Source organism: uncultured Fretibacterium sp., assembly GCF_963544685.1.
Lineage (GTDB): Bacteria > Synergistota > Synergistia > Synergistales > Aminobacteriaceae > CAJPSE01.
In genome coordinates, this window is the sequence record NZ_CAUUGJ010000083.1 from 1 (window position 1) to 10649 (window position 10649).

General features: G+C 64.2%; 8 protein-coding genes and 1 riboswitch. All 8 genes read left to right on the forward strand.

All coding sequences use genetic code 11. The annotated features are described in order from the left end of the window. Nucleotides 1-29: 29 nt before the first annotated feature. The 8 genes from yqeC (at nucleotide 30) to smpB (ending at nucleotide 10265) form a co-directional block, all read left to right on the forward strand. Complete coding sequence (gene yqeC, locus ABLA28_RS08335; RefSeq protein ID WP_347713260.1) at nucleotides 30-797, forward strand: selenium cofactor biosynthesis protein YqeC; 768 nt, start codon at nucleotides 30-32, stop codon at nucleotides 795-797. After that, nucleotides 794-1396 carry a nucleotidyltransferase family protein gene (locus tag ABLA28_RS08340; RefSeq protein WP_347713261.1) on the forward strand — a complete coding sequence of 201 codons (603 nt, stop codon included), beginning with the start codon at nucleotides 794-796 and terminating at the stop codon, nucleotides 1394-1396. Before yqeC ends, ABLA28_RS08340 begins: the two co-directional genes overlap by 4 nt. A 486-nt stretch (nucleotides 1397-1882) precedes the next feature. Then, nucleotides 1883-3364, forward strand: coding sequence for a sodium:solute symporter family protein (locus ABLA28_RS08345; RefSeq protein WP_314718648.1), 1482 nt, complete (start codon nucleotides 1883-1885; stop codon nucleotides 3362-3364). Between the two features lie 149 nt (nucleotides 3365-3513). Then, a riboswitch (cobalamin riboswitch) is annotated at nucleotides 3514-3706 on the forward strand. A 164-nt stretch (nucleotides 3707-3870) separates the two neighbouring features. Next, the gene (locus ABLA28_RS08350; RefSeq protein ID WP_347713262.1) at nucleotides 3871-6204 is read left to right on the forward strand and encodes an anaerobic ribonucleoside triphosphate reductase; all 2334 of its coding nucleotides are present in this window, start codon (nucleotides 3871-3873) and stop codon (nucleotides 6202-6204) included. A 177-nt stretch (nucleotides 6205-6381) separates the two neighbouring features. Next, nucleotides 6382-6885: a 4Fe-4S cluster-binding domain-containing protein gene (locus ABLA28_RS08355; RefSeq protein WP_347713263.1), complete on the forward strand. Its 504-nt coding sequence runs from the start codon at nucleotides 6382-6384 to the stop codon at nucleotides 6883-6885. A 232-nt stretch (nucleotides 6886-7117) separates the two neighbouring features. Continuing rightward, nucleotides 7118-8518 (forward strand): sodium:alanine symporter family protein, encoded by a 1401-nt coding sequence (locus ABLA28_RS08360; RefSeq protein ID WP_347713266.1) that lies wholly within the window; start codon nucleotides 7118-7120, stop codon nucleotides 8516-8518. A 79-nt stretch (nucleotides 8519-8597) separates the two neighbouring features. Next, complete coding sequence (alr, locus tag ABLA28_RS08365; RefSeq protein WP_347713264.1) at nucleotides 8598-9725, forward strand: alanine racemase; 1128 nt, start codon at nucleotides 8598-8600, stop codon at nucleotides 9723-9725. A gap of 72 nt (nucleotides 9726-9797) precedes the next feature. Then, the gene (gene smpB / locus ABLA28_RS08370) at nucleotides 9798-10265 is read left to right on the forward strand and encodes an SsrA-binding protein SmpB (protein ID WP_347713265.1); all 468 of its coding nucleotides are present in this window, start codon (nucleotides 9798-9800) and stop codon (nucleotides 10263-10265) included. Nucleotides 10266-10649: the final 384 nt, after the last annotated feature.

Here is a 10649-nt window from a genome sequence, read left to right on the forward strand (position 1 = left end):
CACTCGACTAGTCGTCGGCAGCGTCAGATGTGTATAAGAGACAGGAGCTGGTCAGCCTCGTGGGCGGGGGTGGAAAGACGACGCTGCTCCGGGCGCTGGGCAGGTTTCTGTCCCGCAGCGGCACGACCCTCCTGACCACGACGACGAAGGTGGCCCCCAACGATCTGCCCCTGCTCCTCCTGGGAGGATATGAGGGGCCGGAGGAGGATACGGAGCGCATCCGTGCTGCGCTTCGGCTCCATTCCCCGCTGCTGGCGGCCCAAAGGCACGTGAGGGACGGGGATCGGGAGAAGCTGGAGGGCCTTCCCCCCGAGGCGATCGATCGCCTCTGGAGCGACAAGGCGGCCGATTTCCTGATCTGCGAGGCGGACGGGGCACGGCACAAGCCTCTGAAGGCCTGGGCCGATTGGGAGCCGCCGATCCCGTCCCAGACGACGCTGCTCTGCGCCGTGCTCGGCGCGGACCGGCTGGGCGAACCCCTGACGGAGGACTGCGTCCACCGCATGGCGCTGATGACGGAGCGTTTCGGGTTCCGGCCCGGGGACGCCCTGACCCCCGACCGGCTGGCGGCCCTGCTGGAGTCCCCCCACGGATACCTGAAGAACGCGCCCCCTGCGGGCAGGAGGATCGTCTTTCTGAACCGCTCCGACCTGCTGCCCCCCGCCCGACTCGACGCCCTGACACGGGATTTTCTGCCCCGTACCGCTCGGCTGCTGGGCTCCTGGGACCTTTTGATCCTGGGCTCCCTGCACGAGCTGCGCGTCGAGGCCGTCCTGATGCCGAGACGGGGCCGATGATCGCCCTGCTTCCCGCCGCAGGGCTGTCGCGCCGCATGGGGACGCAGAAGCTGCTGCTTCCGTTCGGGGCCGGAACGGTCCTGGAGGCCGTCATCGGAAACCTGCGCGCCGCCGGGCTGATTCCGATCCTCTGCGTCCTCTCCGAGGCGACGCTCCAAGGGCTCCGGCCCCTTGGTGAAGACGTGACGGTGCTGATCAATCCGGCCCCAGAACGGGGCTACGCCTCCTCGCTCGCGATCGCCCTCGACGCGTTGGGCAGGGCGGAGCCCGCTGCCCAACGGGAGGGCCCCTTCTGCCTGATGCTCGGGGACCTGCCGACGGCACAGGCGCACGATATGGCGCGGCTGCGAGCGGCCTTCGAGCGCCGCCCCGCCGGGTACACAGCCCTGGCCCCCTATCGGGAGGGGCGTTTCGGACACCCCATTTTTATGGAAGGGCTCTGGCGCGACCGCCTGAGATCCGCATCCGGGGATCGGGGCGGTCGGGACGCGATGGCGCGATTCATGCCGGAGGTGCTGACGGTGGAGGGGGAGGACGGCTTCTTCGACGACCTGGACACCCCGGAGGACTATCGGAGGGTCTGCCGTCCGCAGCTCTGAGCGGATCCGATCCGAGGACGGCGCTCCCCCCTCCCAAAGGGAGGGATTGACAGGCGCCCGGGATTGCGGTAGATTATTTCCGAAATTAAGTTTGTATCGACAAACTAATTGAAGAAGGGGGTACTACGGAATGTTCGGGCGGAACGATACGAGGGTCCTGCACTTCGGCCTTCCGATATTGGGATTGTTTTTCCTTTTATTTTCCGTGGATTCCGGGCTGGCCTTCGCCGTTCTCTTCTTCTGTGCCGTGGCCGGCTCGTCCGTGTTCCTCAAGCGGCGGCTTCGACGTTTCTTTCGAGATTCAAACACTTTATAGATTTTCCCTCCATTTTTCTTCCGCTCTCTTTTCGTCCCTTTCTATCCGGAGACCGGGACGCTTGAAAAAACCTTCGGCGCCCACGATAATGGAACCGGGTGCCGATATTTCGTCTTGAACGTTCCGTTCGTCTCTTCGCCGTTCGGCATAGCAGGTAAGGAGGAATTCGCATGCAGAACACGGTAATTCTGATCGTAGCCGGCTACATGCTGCTGATGTTGCTCATCGGCTGGTGGTCCTCGACACGGATCGCCTCTAATGAGGACTTCATGGTTGCCGGGCGCAGGCTCGGCCCCCTGTTGATGGCCGGTACCTTGGCCGCAACGGAGATCGGCGGAGGAAGCTCCCTAGGCGTCGTCGAAAAGGGATTCGGGGCCTGGGGGCTGAGCGCGTCGTGGTACGTCACCGCGATGGGCATCGCCTTCGTCATTCTAACCTTCTTCGCCCACAAGTTCCGGACTGCCGAGGTCAAGACCGTTCCAGAGTACTTCCGCAGACGATACGGGCCGTTCTCCGGCGCCATCACGGCCATCGTCATGATCCTGCCTCTGATTGGCCTGACGGCGGCGCAGTTCATCGCATCCTCCACCGTCGTCTCTGTCATGCTTGGGCTCGACTACCGGATGGCGGTGCTCGCCGTCACCTTGGTCGTCACCGTCTACTCGGTCATGGGCGGGCTCTGGAGCGTCACCCTGACCGATTTCGTGCAGGTCTTCCTGATCCTCTTCGGAATGGCCGCGGCCCTGCCCTACGCGCTCGGCATGGCCGGGGGAATGGATAATGTCGTCGCCAACGTCCCGGATGGGACTTTCGGCCTCTTCAAGGGGATCGGTCCCTATAAGATCGCGGCGCTCGTGATCATGTACATCGCCTCCTTCACCGTGGGACAGGAGGCTGTTTCCCGCTACTACGCGGCCCGGGACGGGCGGGCCGCACGGCAGGGCTCCATCATCGCCGCAGTCGTCAATTTCGTCTACGCCTTTATCCCAACTCTGCTGGGCATCATCACCTTGGCTCTGCTCAACATGAACAAAATAGATTCCGGCCTCATCCTGAGCGAGGGGCCCAAGTACGCCCTGCCGCACTTGGCCATGGCCACCATGCCCGCGGTCATCGTGGGACTGCTCTTCTCGGGGATCCTCTCTGCCACCATGTCCAGCGCGGATTCCGACCTTCTGGGCGCGGGGTCCATCTTCGGCAACGACCTTTACAAGACGTTTATCCACCCCGCCGCATCCAGCACCCGAGTGCTGAAAGTCACCCGCGTCACCATGGTGATCATCGGGCTACTAGCCGGGGCCGTCGCCTATTTCAATGTTGGCAACATCATCACCCTTCTGATGTTCTCCTTCACGCTTCGGGCCGCGGGCTCCTTCTTCCCCTATGTTTTCGGCCTGTACTGGAAACGCGCCTCCGAGGCGGGAGCCGTCGCCTCCCTGATCGTGGGAAGCGCGACCGTCCTCCTGATGGAACATCGGAAGGACCTGGTCCTGGATTTCCTCACCCAAAAGGGGTTCAGCAACCCTGTCGTCCTGAGGCTCATGGATGAGCCGATCCTCGTAGCCCTCGTACTGAGCTTGGCTGCCTTCCTTCTCTTCTGCCTGATCGCCCCATCCCGGCGCAATACCACGGAGCTGGTGCCCGAGGAGTAGCGGCCCAACAACTTCTCAGCACAGCGGGGGCCTGCCCCGCTCTTGGATACCCGGAGGCATCGTGGACCCGGCAGGACCTGAGGTATAATGAACCTGCCGCGACCGGGAGATCGGGACGCGGCTTCCGGAAACCGAGAGCAACGGCACAACCGAATACTCGAGGCGCAGGTGCCGGCGCGTATGCCGGCGAAGAGGGAAGCAGGCGAAAATCCTGCACGGTCCCGCCGCTGTGAGGGGGAGACGGCCCCGAAGGTCACTGGATCGATCCGGGAAGACCGGGGGAACGCTTTTTCACGTCGACGATCCCGAGTCAGAAGACCTGCCTGGGCCGCAGACGTCAACCCCCTACGGACGATAGGGAGGGCGTGCCGGCTTTTCATGCCTTTTTTTCGTGTCAGCGGGCGCTCCTCCACCCTGGACGTGGAGGAGCGTTTTTTGTCGGGCCGGCCGGGCTTTTCGCACGGACTGCGGACGCGGAAATGTCATGGAGAAATCGGGAGGCTTTCATGTTCGTAAAGATCCGAAAACGGGACGGCCGTGAGGTGCCGTTCAATGCGGAGAAGATCGCCGGGGCCATTCTGAAGGCCCTGGCCGCGGTCGCGGAGGACACGGGGGAGGCGGCCAGGCAGGATACGGCGCTCGCCCTGACGGAACAGGTCGCGGAGCGTATGGAAAAGGAGCTCGCGGGGTGCGTCCCCCAGGTGGAGGAGATCCAGGACATCGTGGAGAACGTCCTCATCGACTCCGGGCACGGGCGCGCGGCCAAGGCCTACATCCTCTACCGCGCCCGCCGCAGCCAGGCGCGCGAGATGAAGAGCCGCCTGATGAACATCTACGAGGACCTGACCTTCCGCGAGGCGCAGGACAACGACCTGAAGCGCGAGAACGCCAACATCGACGGCGACACCGCCATGGGGACGATGCTCCGCTACGGGTCCGAGGGGGCGAAGTACTTCAACGAGATCTTCGTCCTGCGCCCCGAACACGCGGAGGCGCACCGAAACGGCGACATCCACATCCACGACATGGATTTCCTGACCCTGACGACGACCTGCTGCCAGATCGACATCAAAAAGCTCTTCAAGGGCGGGTTCGGCACGGGGCACGGCACGCTGCGCGAGCCGGCGGGCATCCGCAGCGCGGCGGCCCTGGCCTGCATCGCGCTCCAGTCCAACCAGAACGACCAGCACGGCGGGCAGAGCATCCCCATGTTCGACTTCGCCCTGGCCCCCTACGTCGCCAGGACCTTCAAGGGCCTCTACCGGAAGAACCTGGCCAAGGCCCTCGGGATGCTGCCCGACGCGGACGACGCCGCCGAGTGGGTCGAGGCCCTGCACGAGGAGCTGCGCGGCGCCCCGGACGGGACGATCCGCCTGGGGAACCCGGAACCCTTCCAGGCCATGGAACGCTCTCGCTTGGAGCGGCGGTTCGGGGACGGTCCCGCCGCGCGGGCACAGGCCCTGGCCCTGAGCGAGGCGGAGCGCGAGACGGACCGGGAGACCTATCAGGCCATGGAGGCCCTGGTCCACAACCTGAACACCATGCACAGCCGCGCCGGGGCCCAGGTGCCCTTCAGCTCGCTCAACTACGGGACGGACACGTCTCCCGAGGGGCGCAGCGTCGTGAAGAACCTCCTGCTCGCCACGGAGGCGGGGCTGGGACACGGCGAGACCCCCATCTTTCCCGTGAGCATCTTCAAGGTCAAGGAGGGCGTGAACTACGCGCCGGGCGACCCCAACTACGACCTCTTCCGGCTGGCCTGCCGCGTGAGCGCCAGGCGGCTCTTCCCGAACTTCGCCTTCATCGACGCGCCCTTCAACCTCCAATACTACCGTCCGGGGGAGCCCGATACCGAGATCGCCTACATGGGGTGCCGAACGCGCGTCATCGGCAACGTCGCCGACCCCGGCCGTCAGATCGTGACGGGCCGCGGGAACCTGAGCTTCACCAGCGTCAACCTGCCGAGGCTGGGGCTCCTGAGCAGGCGGGACCGGGCCGGGTTCTTCCGTATGCTGGACGAAAAAATCGACCTGGTGATCCGCCAGCTCCTGGACCGCCTGGAGATCCAGTCCAGGAAGAAGGTCAAGAACTTCCCGTTCCTGATGGGACAGGGGGTCTGGATGGACTCGGAGAAACTGGGCTGGAACGACGAGGTGCGCGAGGTGCTCCGGCACGGCTCGCTGTCCCTGGGGTTCATCGGCCTGGCGGAGTGCCTCAAGGCCCTCACCGGAAAACACCACGGCGAGAGCGAGGCGTCCCAGGCCCTGGGGCTGGAGATCGTCGGGCACATGCGCTCGCGCATGGACGAGGCCGCGCGGAAACACGGGCTGAACTTCACCCTGCTGGCGACGCCGGCCGAGGGCCTGTCCGGCCGGTTCGTCCGGATGGACCGGAAGCGCTTCGGGCCGATCGAGGGGATCACCGACCGCGACTACTACACCAACAGCTTCCACGTCCCCGTGCACCACAATATCCGCGCGCTCGACAAGATCCGCCTGGAGGCGCCCTACCACGAGCTGACGAACGCGGGACACATCACCTATATCGAGATGGACGGCGACCCGTCCCGGAACCTGGACGCGTTCGAGAAGGTCGTGCGCGCCATGAAGGAGGCGGGGATCGGGTACGGGGCCATCAACCACCCGCTGGACCGCGACCCCGTCTGCGGGTACACGGGCGTCATCGACGACGTCTGCCCCGGATGCGGCCGCTCGGAGGGCGGGGTGCGGTTCGAGCGCATCCGCAGGATCACGGGCTACCTGGTGGGGACGCTCGACCGGTTCAACGACGCCAAGAAGGCCGAGGAACACGACCGTGTGCACCACACCGGATCGCACTGAAACCCCTCTCGGGGCTCCGCCCCGAACCCCGCCAAGGGAGCAAGCTCCCTTGGATCCCTTTTATCGTCGTGGGCAGGGGAGCTGCCGCCCCCCTGTCCACGACGATACGAGGAGGGGTGCAGGGGGACTTGTTCCCCTGCTGGGGGTTCAGGGGGCAAAGCCCCCTGAGGCACTTTAATGCGTCTCCGGGTCGCGGGCGTCGTTGAGGAGTCGTTCGTGGACGGGCCCGGCATCCGTTTTACGGTGTTCGTGCAGGGCTGTCCGCACCGATGCCCCGGCTGCCACAACCCGCAGACCCACGCCTACGAGGGCGGGTTCTGGGTGGAGGTGGGGTCGCTTTTGGCGCGGATGGAGGAAAACCCGCTGCTGGACGGCCTGAGCCTGAGCGGCGGCGAGCCCTTCGAGCAGGCGGAGCCCCTCGCGGAGCTGGCCGAGGGGGCGCAGGCGCGCGGGTACGACGTGATGACCTGGAGCGGCTACACCTTCGAGTTCCTGCTGGCGCACCGGGACGAGCGGCCGGGCTGGCGTCGGCTGCTGGACGCCTCGGACGTCCTCGTGGACGGGCCCTTCCTCATCGCCCAGCGGAGCCTGGGTCTGCCCTGCAGGGGCTCCAGGAACCAGCGCATCCTGGACCTTCGTCGGTCCCTGGCGGAGAACGCTCCGATCCTCCGCTCTCTTTGATGTTCCCCTGACAATTCCACGGCAACGGCATGAATCCCGAGATGCTATAATAACTTCACTGCTGTTTTTCTCTTGTTTATTTTTAGAAATTTCAGCCCTGACGAAGGGGGGGTACGGCTGCGGCGGAGCACTCGAATTTCTTATTATGACGTCTTGTAGGACCAAAACATATTCCTGGATCGGACTGCAGTGGGAGAGAGGGGAAAATGTCATGGCGGAACCTGCAACATTGATGAAAAGGATCATGGACTGCAACAGCATCGTCAACGGGTTCGTCTGGGGGACCCCCATGCTCTGTCTTCTGGTGGGGACGGGCGTATACCTGACGATCATTCTGGGGATGCCCCAGCTGCGCTATTTTTTCCTCTCACTGAAAGAGGTGTTCGGGAGGAAGAAGGCAGTTCAGAGGACCGAGGGGGACAAGTCCATCTCCTCCTTCGCGGCTCTGGCGACGGCGATGGCCGCTACCGTGGGGACGGGCAACATCGCCGGCGTAGCCACCGCGCTCCACCTGGGGGGGCCCGGAGCCCTGTTCTGGATGCTGGTATCGGCGTTCTTCGGCATGTGCACCAAATTCTCCGAGGTGACCCTGGCCGTCCATTTCCGCAAGAGGGACGAGCACGGCGACTGGCGCGGCGGGACGATGTACATCCTCGAGCACGGGACGGGGCAGAAGTGGCTCGCGGTTATCTTCGCCCTGTTCGCCTTCCTGGCCTCCTTCGGCATCGGCGCGGCGGTCCAGGCCAACTCCACGGCCGAGGGGCTCTCGCTGGGTTTTGGGGTCGATCCGCTTTACAGCGGCATTGTGCTGGCTGTCCTGGTCGCTCTGGTCATCATCGGGGGCCTGAGGAGCCTCTCCACCGTGACCACCTACCTGGTCCCCTTCATGGCCGTCTTCTTCGTCATATGCTCCATCCTCGTGCTGGGAAAGAACGCGCAGCACATCCCGGAGGCCATCTCATCCACCCTGAAGTATGCCTTCAATGATCCCATGGCGCTGCCGGGCGCCCTGGCCGGCTGGTCCGTGAAGCTGGCCGTCACCAAGGGCATCGCCCGCGGCGTGTTCTCCAACGAGGCCGGGATGGGCTCCGCCCCCATGGTGCACGCAACGGCCAACATCGACCACCCCGTGCGTCAGGGGCTTTACGGCATCTTCGAGGTCTTCATGGACACGATCGTGATCTGTTCCATGACGGCGCTGGTCATTATGACGACGGAGAGCCTCACGGGACAGGCGAACCTTACGGGGGCCCAGCTGACGCTCTACGCCTTCGAAGTCGGCCTGGGGCCACTCATCGGGAAGTATGTGCTTTCGGCCGGCCTTGCGCTCTTCGCCTTTACGACCATCCTGGGGTGGTACTGGTACGCCGAGACCGCGGCGACCTACCTCTTCGGCATCTGGTTCAAGCCCGTCATGAAGGTCTCCTGGATCGCACTGATCCTGCTCGGCGCCGCGGGAGGGCAGATCCTGGGGACGGGGGCTCAGTCGTTCCTGACGGAACTGTGGGACCTGGCCGACACCCTGAACGGGCTGATGGCCATTCCCAACCTCCTGGGGCTCCTGCTCCTGTCGGGCGTTCTGCGCACGATCGTCAAGGATTTCGACCTCGAGAGGAAGAACGGGAAGCTATAATAGACTGGAGGGGTCTTTTCGACCCGGGAGAGCGTTCCGCGCTCTCCCGGGTCGCATAAGTTTCAGGGAGGCGATTTACGTGGCTGCTTTGTCTTCGGGCTCACCAACGCGCATGGAGGTCTTTGCGGATGCCCTCCGTCACAACTTCGAGGTCGTCCGTTTCCTCGTCGGGCGGAAGCGGGACATCCTCGCGGTGATCAAGGCCGACGCCTACGGCCATGGAGCCGTGAGGGCCGCCGGGATCTATCGCGAGCTCGGGTGCGGGCACTTCGCCGTCGCCCGCCTGTGCGAGGCCCTCGAGCTCCGCGAGGCTGGGATAACGGAGGACATCCTGATCCTGGGACAGGAACCCGAGAGCTCCGCCAAGGCGGTCGTCGAGTATGGCCTGACCTGCACCTGCGCGGAGCTCTCTTTTGCCCGGGAGCTGAGCCGTGAGGCGGCCTCGAGGGGCAGGAGGGCGAAGGTGCACATCAAGGTGAACACGGGCATGGGGAGGCTGGGTTTCCTGCCCGAGGACATGGGACGGGCCGCGGAAGAGCTGTTCTCCCTTCCGGGGCTGGACGTCGAGGGGGCGTTCACCCATTTCGCCGTCGCCGACGAGGAGAGGCGCGATTACACCGACATGCAGTTCGAGCGGCTCGGGAGGGCTCTGTCGCTCCTGGAGGATAAGGGGCGGACCCTACGCATGCGTCACGCCTGCAACAGCGCGGGCATCCTGAGCCATCCCGACAAGTACCTCGACGCCGTCCGGCCCGGAATCATACTCTACGGCGTCTCGCCCGTCAAGCGGCTTCCCGAGGCGGTGACGCTCCGCCCCACCTTCGCATTCAAGAGCGCGGTCGTCTCCCTTCACGACGCAGCGCCCTCCAGCGGCATCGGCTATGGACTGCGCTACATCACGAGAGGACGCGAGCGCATCGCCATCGTCCCGGTGGGCTACGCCGACGGATGGAGCCGGACCCTCTCCGGGAAGACCTCCGTCCTGATCCGCGGCCGGAGATGTCCCGCGGTGGGTTCGATCTGCATGGATCAGATGATGGTGGACGTCACGGACCTGGACCATGTGGAACTGGGGGACGAGGTCGTCCTGATCGGCCGTCAGGGCGAGGCCGAGATCACCGTGCAGGAGGTTGCCGAACTCCGCGAGACGATCCCCTACGAGATCCCCCTGGCCCTTTCGCGGCGGGTCCCACGGGTGTACCTCTAGGCTTTCTTGAGATTGTTTACAACGGACAAAAATCTGATATAATGAAATGCTCCGGGGGAGATGATGAGGAATATGCCCAATAAAATTGTAGCTCAAAATCGCAAGGCACGGCACGATTATTTCATCATCGATTCCCTGGAGTGCGGCATCGTCCTGACGGGTACCGAGATCAAGAGCGTCAGGGCGGGCAACCTGAACCTGAAGGACTCCTACGCTTCGATCGAGAAGGGCGAGCTCTGGCTGATGGGCATGCACGTCTCGCCTTACGAGAAGGGGAGCTATTACAACCACGAGCCGGAGCGGGACCGCAAGCTGCTGGTCGGCCGGCAGGAGCTCGTCCGTCTGGGAAGCAAGGTGCGGGAGAAGGGGTTGACTCTGGTTCCCCTTTCGGTCTACATAAAGGACGGGCGAAGGGCGAAGGTGGAGCTTGCCCTGGCGAAGGGAAAGACCTCCTACGACAAGCGCGACGCCCTGGCGGACCGGGATGCGAAGCGCGATATGGCCCGCGTGGTCCGGCACCGGGGGCGCTACGAGGAATGAGCCCCCGCCGGTAAGCGAGCGGACGCCTTCCACAGGACATCTGGAGGTGGGGCGTGTTGGCCGCTTAGGGGCCTCATCAGAGCTGGTCGTCTGCTTGCGTCGATAACGCGGCAACGGTGCCGCGTATCGACATAAGCGATCGACACAGCATCCGGGGCTTAACAGCCCCGGATAAGCAGCGAACCAACGAGTGCAACGAGTTGAGTGAGTCGTTTAGGGGTCTCATCAGTGCTGGTCGTCTGCTTAGGGGGCGACAGGTTTCGGAAAAGGTGAATTCCCCTCGAAGAGGGGAAGAGAGGTTCCCCTGGGGGACCGTAGGTTTCGAAGCCCAACGCACATGTATCGGATGGAATAAAGTTGATTTAGCAACAAATGCCGGGGGCG

What these genes read in the sequence shown, in the direction of transcription:
- ABLA28_RS08360 (WP_347713266.1), top strand. Translation starts at nt 7,118, where the DNA reads ATGAAAAGGATCATGGACTGCAACAGCATCGTCAACGGGTTCGTCTGG.
- ABLA28_RS08340 (WP_347713261.1), top strand. Translation starts at nt 794, where the DNA reads ATGATCGCCCTGCTTCCCGCCGCAGGGCTGTCGCGCCGCATGGGGACG.
- ABLA28_RS08345 (WP_314718648.1), top strand. Translation starts at nt 1,883, where the DNA reads ATGCAGAACACGGTAATTCTGATCGTAGCCGGCTACATGCTGCTGATG.
- ABLA28_RS08350 (WP_347713262.1), top strand. Translation starts at nt 3,871, where the DNA reads ATGTTCGTAAAGATCCGAAAACGGGACGGCCGTGAGGTGCCGTTCAAT.
- ABLA28_RS08355 (WP_347713263.1), top strand. Translation starts at nt 6,382, where the DNA reads ATGCGTCTCCGGGTCGCGGGCGTCGTTGAGGAGTCGTTCGTGGACGGG.
- smpB (WP_347713265.1), top strand. Translation starts at nt 9,798, where the DNA reads ATGCCCAATAAAATTGTAGCTCAAAATCGCAAGGCACGGCACGATTAT.